Origin of the sequence: Flavobacterium sp., assembly GCF_043778725.1 — a bacterium.
Lineage (GTDB): Bacteria > Bacteroidota > Bacteroidia > Flavobacteriales > Flavobacteriaceae > Flavobacterium.
In genome coordinates this window covers 1-16,880 of sequence record NZ_JAYWFT010000028.1, presented here as the reverse complement: position 1 = coordinate 16,880, position 16,880 = coordinate 1, and the positions used below count along the sequence as shown (strand labels likewise).

The 16,880-nt window shown below is 28.5% G+C and carries 15 protein-coding genes and 1 pseudogene; 7 read left to right on the top strand and 9 right to left on the bottom strand.

Features of this window, described 5'->3' with window-relative positions; all coding sequences use genetic code 11:
• Positions 1–229, top strand: a pseudogene (locus ACH2CG_RS02760) (glycosyltransferase family 2 protein); the annotation flags it as partial.
• Here the strand turns inward: ACH2CG_RS02760 and ACH2CG_RS02755 are convergent.
• The gene (locus ACH2CG_RS02755) at positions 226–1,035 is read right to left on the bottom strand and encodes a 2OG-Fe(II) oxygenase (protein WP_395061964.1); all 810 of its coding nucleotides are present in this window, start codon (positions 1,033–1,035) and stop codon (positions 226–228) included. The pseudogene ACH2CG_RS02760 and the gene ACH2CG_RS02755 sit on opposite strands and share 4 nt — an antisense overlap.
• Positions 1,036–1,107: 72 nt before the next feature.
• Between ACH2CG_RS02755 and ACH2CG_RS02750 the strand changes: the two genes are divergently transcribed.
• Entirely contained in the window at positions 1,108–1,998 is an 891-nt protein-coding gene (locus tag ACH2CG_RS02750; protein ID WP_395061962.1) for a glycosyltransferase family 2 protein, read from the top strand.
• A 6-nt stretch (positions 1,999–2,004) separates the two neighbouring features.
• Here ACH2CG_RS02750 and ACH2CG_RS02745 read toward each other — a convergent pair whose 3' ends face one another.
• Genes ACH2CG_RS02745 through ACH2CG_RS02735 form a run of 3 tightly spaced genes read right to left on the bottom strand, consistent with a single transcriptional unit; the run spans position 2,005 to position 4,594 of the window.
• On the bottom strand, positions 2,005–3,099 hold the full coding sequence (locus tag ACH2CG_RS02745; protein ID WP_395061960.1) for a glycosyltransferase family 4 protein: 1,095 nt from the start codon (positions 3,097–3,099) through the stop codon (positions 2,005–2,007).
• On the bottom strand, positions 3,096–3,488 hold the full coding sequence (locus ACH2CG_RS02740) for a sugar 3,4-ketoisomerase (RefSeq protein WP_395061958.1): 393 nt from the start codon (positions 3,486–3,488) through the stop codon (positions 3,096–3,098). Before ACH2CG_RS02740 ends, ACH2CG_RS02745 begins: the two co-directional genes overlap by 4 nt.
• On the bottom strand, positions 3,485–4,594 hold the full coding sequence (locus ACH2CG_RS02735; RefSeq protein WP_395061956.1) for a glycosyltransferase: 1,110 nt from the start codon (positions 4,592–4,594) through the stop codon (positions 3,485–3,487). The genes ACH2CG_RS02740 and ACH2CG_RS02735 overlap by 4 nt, the downstream gene beginning before the upstream one ends.
• 35 nt (positions 4,595–4,629) lie before the next feature.
• Here ACH2CG_RS02735 and ACH2CG_RS02730 point away from each other — a divergent pair, with 35 nt between their 5' ends.
• Positions 4,630–5,766, top strand: coding sequence for a glycosyltransferase (locus tag ACH2CG_RS02730; RefSeq protein WP_395061954.1), 1,137 nt, complete (start codon positions 4,630–4,632; stop codon positions 5,764–5,766).
• On the opposite strand, the gene ACH2CG_RS02725 is transcribed toward ACH2CG_RS02730, so the two are convergent.
• The 5 genes from ACH2CG_RS02725 to ACH2CG_RS02705 are packed head-to-tail and all read right to left on the bottom strand — an operon-like array spanning position 5,735 to position 11,105.
• Positions 5,735–7,156, bottom strand: a complete 1,422-nt coding sequence (locus ACH2CG_RS02725; protein WP_395061952.1) for a hypothetical protein — start codon at positions 7,154–7,156, stop codon at positions 5,735–5,737. The genes ACH2CG_RS02730 and ACH2CG_RS02725 overlap by 32 nt on opposite strands.
• An 18-nt stretch (positions 7,157–7,174) precedes the next feature.
• A complete protein-coding gene (locus tag ACH2CG_RS02720) occupies positions 7,175–8,446 on the bottom strand; it encodes an O-antigen translocase (protein WP_395061950.1) in 1,272 nt (423 codons plus the stop codon).
• On the bottom strand, positions 8,443–9,018 hold the full coding sequence (locus ACH2CG_RS02715; RefSeq protein ID WP_395061948.1) for an acyltransferase: 576 nt from the start codon (positions 9,016–9,018) through the stop codon (positions 8,443–8,445). Before ACH2CG_RS02715 ends, ACH2CG_RS02720 begins: the two co-directional genes overlap by 4 nt.
• Positions 9,019–10,131 carry a DegT/DnrJ/EryC1/StrS family aminotransferase gene (locus ACH2CG_RS02710; protein WP_395061946.1) on the bottom strand — a complete coding sequence of 371 codons (1,113 nt, stop codon included), beginning with the start codon at positions 10,129–10,131 and terminating at the stop codon, positions 9,019–9,021.
• Positions 10,128–11,105: a GNAT family N-acetyltransferase gene (locus ACH2CG_RS02705; RefSeq protein WP_395061944.1), complete on the bottom strand. Its 978-nt coding sequence runs from the start codon at positions 11,103–11,105 to the stop codon at positions 10,128–10,130. The genes ACH2CG_RS02710 and ACH2CG_RS02705 overlap by 4 nt, the downstream gene beginning before the upstream one ends.
• Positions 11,106–11,247: 142 nt before the next feature.
• Here ACH2CG_RS02705 and ACH2CG_RS02700 point away from each other — a divergent pair, with 142 nt between their 5' ends.
• From ACH2CG_RS02700 to ACH2CG_RS02685, 4 genes are all read left to right on the top strand, one after another.
• Positions 11,248–13,032 carry a gliding motility-associated C-terminal domain-containing protein gene (locus ACH2CG_RS02700; protein WP_395061942.1) on the top strand — a complete coding sequence of 595 codons (1,785 nt, stop codon included), beginning with the start codon at positions 11,248–11,250 and terminating at the stop codon, positions 13,030–13,032.
• A gap of 60 nt (positions 13,033–13,092) precedes the next feature.
• The gene (locus ACH2CG_RS02695) at positions 13,093–13,881 is read left to right on the top strand and encodes a TrmH family RNA methyltransferase (protein ID WP_395061940.1); all 789 of its coding nucleotides are present in this window, start codon (positions 13,093–13,095) and stop codon (positions 13,879–13,881) included.
• 18 nt (positions 13,882–13,899) lie between these two features.
• The gene (locus tag ACH2CG_RS02690) at positions 13,900–15,450 is read left to right on the top strand and encodes a serine hydrolase (protein WP_395061938.1); all 1,551 of its coding nucleotides are present in this window, start codon (positions 13,900–13,902) and stop codon (positions 15,448–15,450) included.
• 116 nt (positions 15,451–15,566) lie between these two features.
• On the top strand, positions 15,567–16,880 hold a 1,314-nt coding region (locus ACH2CG_RS02685; RefSeq protein WP_395061936.1), incomplete at its 3' end, for a RelA/SpoT family protein.

The following is a 16,880-nucleotide window of genomic DNA, read 5'->3' as shown; positions in this document are numbered from 1 at the left end:
TTATAAATTATTCAATACAAGCATTTTACAATCAATTAAATTAAAAGAAAAACGATTTGGTTTTGAGCCAGAAGTTACTGCTAAAATTTCAAAAATTTCAAAAATTAGAATTTTTGAAGTTGGAATTTCCTATTATGGAAGAACCTATGAAGAAGGAAAAAAAATTAGTTGGAAAGATGGAATTCATGCTATTTATTGTATTGTTCGGTACAGCTTTTTTAAATTTTAATTTCCTTTTTTATACACATGCGGATTTTCTTTAATTCCTTTTTTGAACAACTTTCTTATTGCCATTCGTGCCCATGTGTCTATTTGTAAAATAGCATCAGAAAATTTGTTTTCTGGTCTTCCTCTAAAAGATGTTACATGGAAAGAATCAGTTTCTAACAAGGGTTTTTTAGAAAAATAATAATTAGATATACAACAACGAAATCCATCAAAAGTTACTGGTGAAACAGAATGCATTGAATTATTGTGGGTTGCCATGACAATTAATCTGTTGAATTTAGAATGAATTGTAACTTGTTTTTCCTTTAAACCATTTGGCCATAGTTCAAGATTACCTCCATATTCTATATTCCAATTGGGTGTAACATAAAATAATAAGTTTAAAACTCTCCAACTTTCTCGGTCTTTATCATGAGAATTGTCAAGATGCGGATTTAAAAATTGATTTTTTCCCATCATCGAAATTCCACCTGCATATAAATTTTCGTCAGGAATTGCTTCTTTAATTTCACATATTTCTGCAATTAAATCGACAATTTTTTTTTCTTGAAAACTAAATATTATTTCCTCAAGCAATGGATTGTATAAATTCATCTGTGATGCTACATACTTATCTTCTCGTATGCTTTTCTTTAATACCATCTTGGAATATTCCGGAAAAACTTTATGAATTTTTAAAGATATTTCATTTGGTAACAAGTCATCTAAAAAAAAATATCCGATTTCAGATTTTGTTTTTAAAAAATGTGCATTCAAACTATCTTTATTTTTATTTATCTTATCAAAAATAAGACTAGCTAATTCCATTCTTTGCATGACAGTTTATTGGTAAAAATTTATTTTCTTTGTAAATATATTATTTAATTTCATAAACACTAAATGATTTCAATTCTAATTCCAACCTACAATTACAACACGTATATCTTGGTAGAAGAATTATACAAACAAATTAGTAAAGAAAATGTTGATTTTGAAATAATTGTTGTCGATGATGCCTCACCAAAAAATGAAATCACTCAAGAAAATTACAAAATAAATACATTAAAAAATTGTTTATTTGAAAGGAATGAAATTAATTTAGGAAGAAGTAAAAATAGAAATTTATTGATTTCTAAAGCAAAATATAAATGGGTTTTGCTTCTTGATGGTGATGTATATCCCAAGGAAAAAAAATTTATTACAAACTACTTAAATTCAATAAACTGTTCTGACAAAAATATATTTTTTGGCGGTATAGAATATAATAAAAAAACACCTAACGATGAGGAAATGCTTAGATGGGTTTTTGGAAAAAAAAGAGAAGAGATAAATTTACAAACAAGACTTTTAAAACCATATCATCATGCATTAATTTCTAATATTTTAATTAAAAAAGATCTTTTTTTAACTTTTTCATTTGATAAAGAAATCACTAATTATGGCTATGAGGATATTCTTTTTATATTAAATTTAAAAAAAAATAAAATTAAAATAGAGCATATTGACAATGCAGTTTTTCACATGAATTTAGAGAATTCTCAAATTTTTTTAGATAAATTTCATAGTTCATTGAAAAATCTTAAGATAATTTTAGATCAAAAAAAAATAAATACTCACGATACATCTTTAACTAAAACGTATTATTGGATTTCAAAGTTAAAAATGATCAAGTTAACCGCTTATTTTTTTAAAATATTTAAAAGTACCCTTACCCAAAATTTAGTTTCAAGTAATCCTTCTTTATTAATTTTCGATATTTATCGCTTAGGATATTTTTGCACTTTAAAATAAAAAAGGTTACTCCAATTCTTCAAAAAAAAGTTTCCATTGGCTCATAACACTATCTAAATTATATTTTAAAACACTTTCTTTAGCGTTTTTACCCATTTTTTTTCGCAAAGAACTATCTTCAATAAGCAACTGCAACTTTACTGCAAAAGCATCCAAATCATTATCTTCAATTAAAAATCCTTCTTGATTATTAGTAATAATGGACCTTGGTCCAATTGGACAATCGAAGGCTACAATTGGCAATCCATAATTCATTGCTTCTAATAAAACCATAGGAAAACCCTCATGCCGTGAGGTCATTATACAAATAGAAGCCGCCAAATACTTTTCGTAAATGGTTGTAGTTGGCTCATAAAAAAAAGTGTTATTTTCTAATTTTAATTCTTTACAAAGATTAAAGTACTTTTTTTCATCATCACCTTTTCCATAAATTTCTAACCGCCAATTGGGGTGTTTTTCAACAATAATTTTCCAAATTTTCAATACTCTATCCAATCCTTTTTCATACGAATGTCGGCCTACAAATAGTACCGTGCTAGAGTCTAAAGTTGCAACGGAATTTGAAAATTTTTCAATAGGATTCGGAATAATTGTTGTGTTTTTTATACTCCATTCGGCGGCACTTTGCTTGGATAAAGCTATAAAATAATCAAATTTAGAAGCACCATAATTTCTAATTTTATATTTCAAATTATGAAAGAAATTAGAAACTATATTTTTATTAAAATTGAATTCTTCATTGTATCTAGAACCATGAACTTCAAATATAATAGGAATTTTTGTAGCAATAATAAATGGAAATAAGAAGCCTTTTAAACCATTATCTGAAATTACAATTGCATTAGGATTTACCTCTTTTATAATTCTTGAAACTTGCTTTTTATAATCTAATAAAAACAGAACTCTATTCTTTCTTAATTTAATATCAAACAAGTTTACTTTATCATTAAACTTAAAAAACAAAGGTAAATTTGCGCTATTTTGGGTAATTATTGAAACATCATAACCCAATTTTTCAACGAGATAATTGGTCTTGACAGAAAGTACTCTGGCAACACCACCTTCGTTATTAATTTTGGGAGTTATGTAAAGAATTTTCATTTTAAAAATGCTAAAAATTCATCGTAATTTCTAATGTAATCCTCTTCATTAAAAACATCTGACGCCAAAACTAAACAGACTGATCCTGATGAAAAATTTTCTAATTCTCTCCATATATTGGTAGTAATTAAAAGTCCTTTATCAGGTTTATTTAAGGTAACTTTTTTTTCTGCTGTTCCATCTTTTAAAACCACATCAAAACTTCCCGATAACGGAATCAAAAACTCAAGTTGTTCTTTGTGAGAATGTCCGCCACGATGTGCAGAACTTGGTACGTCGAATAAATAATATACTCTTTTAATCACGAACGGAATAACATCATTTTCTATAATGGCAATGTTTCCACGGTAATCTTCAATTTTAGGAATAGAAATTAATTCAATGTTCATTCTTGTAGTGATTTAAATAGTTGTAACCATTGATTGCCAATAGTTTGAATTGAAAATTTTTCAACACTTTTTTGGGCATTGGTTTTACAATGTAAATATAGTTTTTTGTTTGAAATCATTTCGTTCATTGCAAGAATCATTTGTTCCTGATTTTGATTTTCTACTAAAATTCCGTTTTCATTATTTTGTATAATTTCACTTGGTCCCGACAAACAATTGTAAGCAATAACAGGTGTTTTACAAGCCAAAGATTCTAATAAAACTGTTGGAAAACCTTCATTTCTACTAGTCAATACTGTAAATAATGCCAATTTATAATAAGGAAATGGATTTTCAATTGTTCCTTTAAAAATAATTTTATCTTGTAAATTTAACTTACAAACTTGCGTTTCTAGACTCTCTTTGAGTAATCCTATTCCCAAAATTAACAATTTAATATCCAAATTTGGTAAATCCGAATTAGAATAAATGTTTATCAAATGATCAAATTGTTTCACATTGGTATTCATATTTCCAACTGCCAAAATAAATTTAAAATTTACATCAATAGCTATTTTAGATTGTTTACTTATATAATCAATAGCTATCGGATTATAAATGGTTTGAACTTGCTTGTAGCGATATTGGCTGGTTATTTTATTTTTTATGACATTAGAAACTCCAATAATTTTTTTAGCATTAGAATAAATAAAATTTGCCAAAAAATGATTTTTAGGAAAATATAAATTAGTCATATAGCTATGAACCATAACAATTAAAGGTGCATTGTAGATGAATTTCACAATATAAAACTCTTGCAATTGTCGGTTTACAACTCTAGTATCTATTATAAAATCGAAAGAATTGCTTTTAAAAAAATGATGCAAAACTTTAAATCTGTTAAATCTGTCAGCCAAATTAAATCCGCCTTTTTTAAGTTGGCCAAGATTTAATAATTTACCAGCAAACGGGTATTCAATTTTGTCTATTGTAATTACATGATGAACCTCGCAATTATTGGCTTCGAAAAACTGTGATAATACAGCCGAACAACGCTCGGCACCTCCACCAGCAAGCTGTTCAGAAACAATACAAATTCTAAAATACTTTTTTGCTGTTACGCTCAATTTTTGATTATTTTAGCAACAAATATAAACAATAAGTGAGAATTTTATTAATTGGCGAATTCAGTAGGTTGCATAATTCTTTAAAAGAAGGATTGGTTGCACTTGGTCATGAAGTTACCATCATTGCAAACGGCGATGGATTTAAGAATTTTCCTGCAGATTTATCTACCAAAGCCAAATGGAGTGAAAGTAAAATAGGGACTGTCATTAGAAAAATTATATTTAAGTTGACTTCGTTTGACTTTATAAGTTTAGAATTTGGAATTCGTTTTTATTTCCATTTAAAAAAACTAAAAAATTATGATGTAGTTCAACTAATTAATGAAGCCCCAATTCAAACAATTCCTTCATTAGAACGTTTTTTACTAAAAAAAATATTCAATCAAAACAACAAAATTTTTCTTTTGTGTTGTGGAGTAGATTACTTAGTTGCTAGGCATTTGATTGAAAAAAAAGAACGTTATTCTATTATTAATCCGTATTTTGAAAATTCAAATTCATTAAAAGAATATCGATTTATTCTTGATTATTTATCGGAGAATCATAAAAAAACGCATCATTTGGTTTATCAAAATATTGAAGGTGTTTTTGCTTCAGATCTAGATTATGTAAATCCAATAAAAAACAATAAAAAATATTTAGGACTCCTACCAAACCCTATAAACATTGACAAAATAAAATTTGTTGAAACTAAAATTGATGGTAAAATAAAAATCTTTTTAGGTATAAATAGAGGAACATATTGTACCAAAGGAATTTCATTTTTTGAAGCTGCATTAAAAATTATTAGTCAGAAATATTTAGACAAAATTGAAATTGTTATTGCTGAAAATCTTCCTTATAAAGAATACATCGAATTGTATAATAACTCACATATAGTTTTAGATCAAGTGTATGGTTTTGATCAAGGATACAATGCGCTAGAAGCCATGGCTAAAGGAAAAGTCGTTTTTACAGGTGCCGAAAAAGAATTTGAAAATTATTATAACTTACAAGAAAAAGTAGCAATAAATGCCTTGCCAGACGTAGCTTATTTGGTTAATGAAATTTCCTTTTTACTAGAGAATCCTAATGAAATAATTGCAATTGGACACCGTGCTAGATTATTTATTGAGAAGGAACATGATTGTATTGTGGTTGCTAGAAAATATTTAAAGTATTTTTCAAATTAGAATTTATGGTTCTATAATTTCTTATAAAAGACAAAACTACAATAACCATAAGGTACTCGAATGGAAAGCTAAATCGGGCGTTTTCACCATAAGTAACTAAAGATTGCAAAATGGAAACTGTCCAAATGGTAGTACAAACAATAAACTCAAAATTAAAAATTTTAAATTTAAAATAATTGTAAAAATAAAATAATGAAATCGCTAGAAAAGTGAACTTAAATACTAAAAGTAAAGAATTTTGAAAAACATACACTTTTAAAAATAAGTATTCTGCATATTTATTATCAAATTTATTGTCTAGTTTTGTGTCAAATGGTTTCCAAAAATCAAACCACGATTTAGTAACTACTTGATATAAATAATCTGAAAAATTATTTTTTATGGTTGCAGATGCATAATTTCCTAATTCATTAGATAATTGAGGAAATGTTAGGTTTTTATCTTTAAATTCTCCCGAATTTATAGCATACCATATTGACATTGCAACATCTTTATTTTCCTTAATAGCACAATCTCTGTGCTTTACATAAGGTTTCATTATCCAATCGTATTTTTTGGGTCCTTTTTCTGCAAAATAGACACAATTTTGAGATTTATTCAACCCAAAATATGTTGTTGAAACAAAATAACCTGTAAACGATTTTACCACATAAGACCAACCAAAATATACTAAAAAAGGGAATAAAAGTATAAGTAACTTTCTTGACATTAAACTTTTAAAATTTAAATCTTTTAAGAATAAAAAACCAATAATAATACAAGGTAAAAGAATATAAAAGGGTTTAACTAATACTAAAAAACCAATAAGGAAGCTCAAAAAAAGTTCGTGTTTTATTGTTTTTTTTACACATAAATATCCATCTGCTAAGAAGTAAAAAATTATAGAAATTAAAAATAAAACTGTAGTTTCTACTAGTATAAATGTTTCATATATAAAAAGTGATAAGTAGGATTGAAGTATAATTGTAATAATAAAACTTGATTTTATTGAAAATTTTAATTTTAAAAGTGTTTTATACCAAAAAACAGCCGTTAAAATACCTATTAAAAACTGAAATAGTACCGTTTTATACTTACCTCCACAAACAAACATAACAAGTGGATAGCTAGGACTACGTTCACCTACAAATGAAATTGGTTTATTTGATTTAATTTTTTTACTTAGATAATCATTGTTAGATGGTGAAATTGTTTTAGTTTTTTCTGCAAAAATAAAACTAACTATTTCAGCTTTTTTTTTACACATTTGTTCATAAAAGTGATTAAAACTCCAGCTATCTGGACATTCTGTAACTTTGTTTCCATACAATGAAAAGAGAATTATTCGCATTAACAGACAAACAACTATTACTTGTAAAATCGGATTTTTAAAAAAAGTTTTATTTACCATATTTCAATAATTAAAAAACTATTTATATTTATAAAAAAGGTTTCTAAACATTATGATTACAATAAAAAATGAAATAAGATTAGAATAAAAATAGGCCTGCAAAACACCCGAAATTTTAAAAACATCTATTAAAAAATAAGAAAATAAAAAGTAGCATCCATTGAAAATTATTTCAATAATAAAATATTTTCTAATCATCATTTTTACAACAATTTGAAAACCAAAAGCGAGTGTTACTATTCTAAAAAAATCTCCCAACATTTGCCAAATCAAAAGTGAATTAATTTCTTTAAATTCATTGGTGAAAGCAGTATTAATTATATAACTTCTTAGAAAAAAAATAATTAATAGCATAACAAAAAAAAGAGGAACTAAAAAACTAAAATAAGATTTTAATTCTGCTTTAAATTCATCATCAGACTTTAAGGAAGCTAATTTGGGCATGTAATATAACGACAATCCTGTATTAAAAAACATCATATAAAAAACGGATAATCTATTGGTTGCATCCCATAATCCGGCAGTTTCTATTGAAAGTTTACTAACTATTAAATTACGAATAAATATTAATGATAAGGGAGCAATTACAGCTGTTAACAAAGCCATAATAGAAAAGTTTTGAATTACTTTTACATGTTTTTTACTAATAGTCTTTTGTAAATTAAATTGAAAAAAATTTAGTTCTTTTCTAACAAATACAAAAGTGACAAAAACCATCATAACTTCACCTAGAGCAATTGCTAAAAGTCCACCAAAAATTTGATGTTTCCATATTAGATAAGTAGAAATAATAAAGACTAATAAATTTGAAATAATTTGAATGATTACGATTTTTTTAAATTTTTCTAAACCATTATAAATTGCTAACCAAAATGCATTTATTACTATTAATGGTAATGAAATTCCAAAAACCTGTATTGGTATTGCAAATGAATTTTTAAAAAACAAAAAATTTGAAATAGCATTAGAAAAGAGAAATACAAGAACTCCTAAAATAGCTGATATTGAAAAAAATAACCAAAAGAAAGTAGAATATATAATTGATAATTCATTTTTATCCTCTTTATTTTCTACAAATAATTTTACCAGTGAATTATTGATACCTAGCGTAGACATCGACTTTAACATTGTAGTAAAATTTCTTAAACTGCCAATCATTGCCATTCCAGAAGTTCCTAAAAAAACAGAAACTATTTTGGATGAAAAAATGCCTAAGACAAAACTTACTGCAACCGATATTGAGTTGAGAGATAAGACTTTTAGAAGTGTATTTTGTTTTATAATTTTCAATATTCTAAAGTTCTAATTATTTTGGCTGGATTTCCTGCTACAACTACATTTTTAACAACACTTTTAGTTACTATTGAACCACTTCCTACAACTGAATTCTCACCAATTGTAACGCCTTTAAGTATTGTAACATTGTCACCAATAAACACATTTTTTTCAATGTGAACATTTGCAAATTTAATATTTATATCGTCTCTTCTACTTGGATTAAGATCATGTCCATCATTGTCAATTATAGAACAATTTATGCCTATTAAAACATTATCATCGATAGTGATTTTAGACATTGCAATTGCAGAAAAAGCATTATTAATTGCAACATTATTTCCTATACATACAGAACTATTTTCGCCTCTAGCTTCAATATAAGAATAATGAGAAAAATAATTTGGAGACGAAATAACTCCTATTTGAACATTCTTACCAAACATAATTTTACCTGTTCCAGATAATAACAATGGATGAAAACGATTGGGCTTTCCACCACTGTTCTTACAATCTGATAAAAAAATATATTTCCAAATACGTAATGTAACAAAACAGAAATTATTGATTTTATATAAAATTCTCATTTAATATCTATTTAAAATTTCAATCACAAAACTAACTTCTTCATCAGTCATAATTGGGCTAATTGGCAAACTTAAAACTTCATTATGAATCTTTTCTGTAACAGGAAATGATAATGAATTCCATTCTTTAAACGCTACTTGCTTGTGTGGCGGAATTGGATAATGAATCACCGTTTCTATTTGATTTTGCACTAAATAACGTTGCAATTGATCTCTATTTTCTGTCCTAATCACAAACAAATGAAAGACATGATTAGTAGAAAAATTCCATGTTGGCAAAATTATTTTATCGTTTTTAATTTTAGACAAATAACGTTGGGCAATGCTTTTTCGACTATCATTATCGGTGTCTAAATTTGGTAATTTAATATTTAAAAAAGCAGCTTGAAGTTCGTCAAGTCTTGAATTTATTCCAATATATTCGTTGTGGTATTTTCTATTTGAACCATAATTGCGGAGTGAAAATAGTATTTTGGCTAAGTCATCATCGTTAGTTGTAATTGCGCCACCATCGCCAAGCGCACCCAAATTTTTACCCGGATAAAAGCTATATGCAACAGCTGAATTTTGAATTTTTGAAAACTGCGACTGAAAACTGTTTACTAAACGCTCAACTCCATGTGCTTGAGCGGCATCTTCTATTACAAGTAAATTATTTAGCTTTGCAATGGCATTTATAGCTTCCATTTCGCACAACTGACCATACAAATGAACTGGTAAAATAGCTTTGGTTTTGGCTGTAATTTTATCTGCAATTAAATTGGGATTGATGTTGTACGTTTCTAATTTTGGCTCTACTAAAACTGGAACTAAATCGGCTTGCAAAACGGCTAAAACACTCGCAATATAGGTATTGGCTGGAACTATAACTTCGTCTCCTTTTTGTAATTTACCAAGTTGAATGTATGCCTTAAAAATCAATACCAAAGCATCCAACCCATTTCCTACTCCAATACAATATTTTGTTCCACAATAATTAGCAAAATTAGTTTCGAATGATTTTACTTCGTCACCCAAAATAAACCAGCCTTTATCCAAAACCAATTTCATTTTTTCTTGAAATTGTTCTTGATAGCCACTATTTATTTTCTGTAAATCGAGAAATTTTATCATATTAAAACAGATGCTAGAAATGGATAATTCTGTGTTTGAACTTCATAAAAATTTTGAATTACCGTTTTGGCCCCAAAACTTTCTTTCCAAAACAATAAACCTTCATTTATTTTTGTTCCTTGCGCTTCATTAGAAATTCCAAAATCGAAGTATTTTTTATCTTTAAAAACTTCTGTAATTAAATAATGGTATAAGTAATCTAAACTTCCCAATTCATTTTTATCTGAATTTCCAGAAATATATTGGCCATGAGCAACATTATTTGTTACAAAATAAGTTGTTCCTGCAACAATTTTATCGTTATGATACACATTAAAATGGCGAATATTATCTGGAAAACGTTTTTGTAGCAACGTAATTTCTTCAAGAGAATGAACAGGTTTTACTTGATGTTTTTTATCTAAATTCGGAATTAAAATTTCGTTCCAAAACAAGTCAAACTTTAATTCTTCTTTTATAATTAAATTATTTTTTTTGCCTCTTCGAATACTTTCCGTTCTAGTTTTTGTGATAAAATATGGCTTGGTTAAATCTATTACAGAAAGAGAATCTCTCCTATTTAATTTGGCTTTAACAATAAATAAACAATATTCTAATTCATCGGAAAATGCATCAACATAAAAATTGGGCATTGTTTTTAAAATAATTCTATCAATTGAATTATCGTTTAAAAAAGCTAAAATACTTTCAAAAATTGAAAGTGTCGAACTCAATTTGGCTTTAGAATTTAAAACCAATCCGCCATAAGTCAATCCTTGATGTGAATAAATGGCATTATCTACTCTATTTGCTGGTAAAACGGCAATCAACTTATCCTTATCAAAAACCATCAATGAAAAATCCTGAAATCTATCAGAATGGTAATCCATAAAATCACGATTGAATAAAAAAGTGGCGTTCTTGGCGATGCTAATAAAAGCATTCCAAAGGATAAAATCTTGAGGTTTATATGGTCTAACTTGATACTTTATCACTTGTAAATTTAAAACTTTGGAAAATTACGTAATTATTTACTATTAAAACCAATTTTAAAAATAGTAATAATTAAAAATAATTGACTAATTTTAGACTTCGTAATTAAATTTATAAGTGAATTTTAAACGCCGCTTTTTTTGTTTGAGTACTATTCTTTGTTTTTTTTGTTCAAGTTTTGGACAGAATGTGTCGTTGTACAATCAATTTAATGGCAGATTTGATTTTACTTTTATTGGCAATACAATGAATCTTGGTGAAAATAATTTAACACCAGGATGTGAAACTTTGCTGCTTACATCGTCTAGCGCCAATCTATCATTAACTTCTAATCAAGTTGTAGAAAGTGCCTATTTATATTGGGCTGGATCTGGATTAGGAGATTTTAATGTAAATTTAAATACTACTACAATAACAGCACAACGAACTTTTACAAATATCTCTGTAAGTTCTGGATTAAACTATTTTAGTGCCTTTGCAGACATAACAAATCAAGTTATTACTACAGGAAATGGAATTTATACTTTGTCCAATTTAGACCTATCACAAACATTAATTAATGAACCCGGTTATTGCAATAATAGAACAAATTTTTCGGGTTGGGCAATATTAATTGTGTACCGTGACAACAACTTACCATTAAATCAAGTTACCATTTATGATGGTCTTCAAAGTATTCCTAATGCATTAAATATTACATTAAACAGCCTTAATGTAATAGACAATAATAATGCCCAAATAGGTTTCATTGCATGGGAAGGCGACAATATGCTTGCTGTTAATGAAACTCTAAAAATAAACGGTACTACGTTAAGTAATCCGCCATTAAATCCTGCAAATAATGCTTTTAATGGTACTAATAGCTTTACAGGAAGTAGCACATTGTACAACATGGACTTGGACGTTTATAACATTCAAAATAATATTAGTATTGGTGACACCTCTGCACAAATTCAACTTACTTCGGGACAAGATGTAGTGTTAATAAATACTATTGTAACAAAACTAAACAGTCAATTACCAGATGCTTCTGTAGCACTAAACAATGTAATTGAAAACTGTGATTCTAGAGAAATTACTTTAGATTATAATGTTTCTAATTTAAATTGCACCAATCCACTTTCTGCTGGAACTCCTATTGCAATTTATGCCAATGGACAACTTGTTGCGCTAACACAAACCATAAATAGTATTGCTATAAATGGGAGTGAAAACGGACAAATTACAGTGACAATTCCTGCAACGATTCCAAATGATTTTGAAATAAAAATAGTTGTAGATGATGATGGAACAGGACACGGAATTGTAGTAGAAATTATAGAAACTAACAATTTCTTTTTACAGATGATTTCGCTTTGGGTGAAGCCGTCTTTTACTACTCTTGAACCAAAGATTTCTTGTAATGAAGGATTAACTAAAGGAACTTTTGATTTTTCTGATTACCATGATTTGGTGAAAACCAATCCGTTGGATACCGTTAGTTTTTATGATACTATAACAGATGCCCAAGCAGAAAACAATCCTATAATAAACACAACAAATTATACCACATTTACAACACCCAAAGAAATTTTTATTAGACTAGAAAACAGTCATTGCAGTTCAATAACTTCCTTTTTTTTAATCACAAAAAATTGTCCTCCAATAATTTACAACTATGTATCTGCAAATAACGATGGCTTAAATGATGCCTTTTTTATTGAAGGTTTGAGAGATATTTTTGTTGATTTTCAATTACAAATTTTTAACCGTTGGGGAAGACATATATGGACAGGAAACAATCAAACTCAAGATTGGAATGGAGAAGTAACCAACGGATTTTTGCTAGATTATTCAATTTCACCCAAAGGAACATATTATTATATCCTTAACTTAAACGACAACAATTTTCCTAAACCTATAACTGGATGGTTGTATTTTACAAAATAATTCTTAGTACCAATTAAGAAAATCTCAGTAACTTCGCGACTTTAAACAAAAGCTATTCCATTGAAACAAATTACTTCTTTACAAAATCCATTTATAAAATCGTTGGTTCAACTTCAAGAAAAAGCCAAAGCACGAAAACAATCTGGTACTTTCTTAATTGAAGGCAAACGCGAAATTGAATTAGCCATAAAAGGGAATTATGAATTGGAAACAATTTTATTCTTGCCCGAATTAATTTCTGAAATAGAAATAAATAAACTCACAAATAGTCAAATAGAACTAATTGAAATAAACAAAGAAGTTTATCAAAAACTTGCCTATCGTGATACAACCGAAGGAATTCTAGCCATAGCCAAAACCAAATCTTTAGCATTATCAGATTTAAAACTGCCAGATAATCCATTAATTTTAGTAATGGAATCTATAGAAAAGCCAGGAAATCTTGGTGCTATGCTAAGAACTTGTGATGCTGCCAATGTTGATGCCGTTATTATTGCAAATCCAAAAACCGATTTATACAACCCAAATATTGTTCGGTCTAGCGTAGGTTGCCTTTTTACAAACCAAATTGCAACTGGCACTACAGAAGATGTAATTAAATTTTTGAATACCAAAAATATTGCTATCTTTGGTGCAACATTACAGAACTCCAACTTCTACCACTTACAAGATTATACTACGCCAACTGCATTAGTCGTTGGTACAGAAGCAACAGGCTTAACTCAAGCTTGGCGTGACAGTGCTAGTCAAAACGTCATTATTCCAATGCAAGGTGAAATCGATTCTATGAACGTCTCTGTGGCTTCAGCTATTTTATTATTTGAAGCAAAAAGACAACGAGGATTTTGATTTAAACTTAAAAAAAACATGAAAAAATTACTTTTTTTTGCAACTACTTTAATTAGTACAACGCTTTCTATTGCCCAAATTTCTGAATCTAAACTTGATGATGTTGTAAACAGAACAATGAAATCCTTTAATGTTCCTGGTATAGCTGTTGCCATAATTAAAGACGGAAAAGTTGTGCTTTCTAAAGGTTATGGTGTTACCAATATCAATACTCAACAAAAAGTTGATGGCAATACATTATTTGGAATCGCTTCTAATAGTAAAGCTTTTACAACAGCAGCTCTAGGGATGTTGGTAGATGAAAAAAAAATAAAATGGGATGATAAAGTAATTAAATACATTCCCGAATTTAAAATGTACAATGAATATGTTACAAATGAATTCACGATTAGAGATTTACTAACTCATCGAAGCGGATTAGGTCTTGGCGCAGGCGATTTAATGATTTGGCCCGACGGTCATAACTTTACTCCCAAAGATATTATAAAAAATATTCAATATTTAAAACCAGTTTCGGCTTTTCGCTCACAATATGATTATGACAATTTACTTTATGTAATTGCAGGCGAAGTAATTGAACGAGTTTCTGGAAAGTCTTGGTGTGAATATGTAGAGACAAGAATTATGAAACCTTTACAAATGAACACTAGTGCAGCGTCATGGACAAGATTAAAAGACACTACCAATTCAATTGTACCTCACGTTCCTACTAATGGCAAACTAGATGTTATAAAAAGATATACCAATCCAATTTTTGACGCAGCAGCCGGAATTTATAGTAGTACCAACGACCTTAGTAAATGGGTAATAGCTCAATTACAAAACGGAAAATATGGAGATCAAAAACAATTTCAATTGTTTAGTACAGAAGTACATAAAGATATGTGGACATCACAAACCATTTTACCTACTAAAGGAATGAAACCCTACAGTTGCAACTTTAAATCGTATGGATTGGGTTGGCAATTAACCGATATAAACGGACATTTGCAAGTTTCACATACAGGAGGATTAGACGGAATAGTAACCCAAACTATAATGTTTCCAGATTTACAATTAGGAATTATTGTCTTAACCAATCAACAATCTGGAGCTGCTTTTAATGCAATTTCTAATACTATTAAAGACAGTTATCTAGGATTAACTTTTCCTGACCACGTAATTTCATTAAGCGAAGAACGAAAACAAAAAGAAGAAAATGCAGATAAAATTACTGATGAAGTATGGGAAAAAGTAGAAAAAAATAAAAAGCAACATTTAAAAATTGATGCTAAAAAATATATTGGTAACTATGAAGATAAATGGTTTGGTGAAGTTGTTATTTATGAACTAGAAGGAATTTTATATTTTACTTCCAAACGTTCTCCAAGACTAACTGGAACATTACTTTTCTATCAAGATCAAAACTTTGTTGTAAAATGGAATAATAGAAGTTTTCATGCAGATGCACATATTTTTTTCGAATTGGATGCTAACGGATTTGCTAATCATTTTACCATGAAACCCATTTCACCATTAACAGACTTTAGTTACGATTTTCAAGATTTAGATTTTAGTAAGGTAGAATAACAGTCTCATTAATTTAATAAAGACTCCAAATTCTAATTATTTTTTTTAGGAATTTGGAGTTTTTTTATTGCACTTTGAAGAATTATTCCTATTTTTAGCTAATTGAAGAATTTGCTATGACAGAGATCGATTTAGAAGAAGAAAAAAAAGCACTTGCACGCGAATATAAAGAATTGCTTCGCATTAGTTATCAAACACTTACACCAGAAGACAAAAAACTAATACGTAAAGCATTTGATGTAGCTGTCGATGCCCACAAAGACCAACGAAGAAAATCTGGTGAAGCATACATATTTCATCCCATTGGTGTTGCCAAAATTGTAGCTTCAGAAATTGGACTTGGTGCCACAGGAATTGCTGCAGCGTTACTTCATGATGTTGTTGAAGATACACCAATAACTGTTGAAGATTTAGAGAAAATGTTCAATCCCAAAATTGCACAATTGGTTGAAGGTTTAACCAAAATTTCTCAGGTTAAAAAAGACATGAACATTTCAATGCAAGCGGAAAACTTTCGTAAAATGCTATTGACATTAAACGATGATGTTCGTGTAATTTTAATAAAAATTGCCGATAGATTGCACAATATGCAAACTATGGATTCAATGCCCGATTACAAACAAGTTAAAATTGCATCAGAAACATTATACATTTATGCGCCACTAGCCCACAGACTTGGGTTGTATAATATTAAAACCAAACTTGAAGATTTAGGATTAAAATATACAGAACCAGCTATTTACAATGATATTGTAAGTAAGATAAAAGAAACTAAAGAAGAACAAGACGAATATATAAAACTTGTTTCTGATGTACTTAAAAAATCACTTAGTGAAGAAAGTGTTGATTATATTATAAAAGGTAGGCCTAAATCTATTTATTCTATTCGTAGAAAAATGCTTGCCCAAAATGTAAGTTTTGATGAGGTTTATGACAAATTTGCGTTACGAATAATCTACAAATCCAACCAACACGATGAAAAGTTTTTGGCTTGGAAAATTTATTCTATTGTAACCGATCATTATCGTCCTAGTCCAAGCCGTTTGCGCGATTGGATTTCTTCGCCTAAATCTACCGGATATGAAGCCTTGCACATTACCGTTATGGGACCAAAAGGACGTTGGGTAGAAATTCAGGTTCGAAGTGAACGAATGGATGAAATTGCCGAAAAAGGATATGCTGCACATTATAAATACAAACAAGGCGCAACCGAAGAAAACGGACTAGATGTATGGTTAAATTTACTAAAAGAAGCTTTAGAAAACTCTGAAACCAATGCAGTAGATTTTGTAGAAGATTTTAAAATGAATCTTTACGCCAAAGAAATCTTTGTTTTTACACCCAAAGGAGAAATTAAATCATTGCCTAAAGGCGCCACATCTTTAGATTTTGCATTTAGTATTCATTCAGAAATAGGAATAAAAACTCGA